The sequence below is a fragment of the Halomonas sp. SIMBA_159 genome (assembly GCF_046536035.1).
GTDB lineage: Bacteria > Pseudomonadota > Gammaproteobacteria > Pseudomonadales > Halomonadaceae > Vreelandella > Vreelandella venusta_A.
Map to the genome: position 1 here is coordinate 1 of NZ_JAWJBT010000460.1, position 276 is coordinate 276.

Annotated in this window: 1 protein-coding gene; it reads left to right on the top strand. The window is 52.5% G+C overall.

Annotated features, from left to right (window positions below; all coding sequences use genetic code 11):
* A partial coding sequence (locus R0J87_RS20020) for an adenosylcobinamide-GDP ribazoletransferase (protein ID WP_498888440.1) occupies window positions 1–276 on the top strand: 276 nt, incomplete at both ends.

Consider the following 276-nt stretch of genomic DNA (forward strand, 5'->3'; position numbering starts at 1 on the left):
CGGTCATCAGCCGAATCGGGCTATCGGTATTGTCAGTAAGTGCAAAACCGGCAAAAACGGACGGGCTTGCGGCTTATTTCCAGCGCTTGATCGACCATAAAACGGTGTGGCTAGCGATGTTCGCCTGGTCGCTCGCTGTGCTCGTAGCCTTATTCGCATTTTGCGGATGGGCAGTGGCTCTTGCCTTTTTACTAGCATCGATCGTTGCGACCATCGGCTATAACAAATGGTGCGACAAGAATTTTGGCGGTGTAACGGGCGATTTGCTCGGAGGAT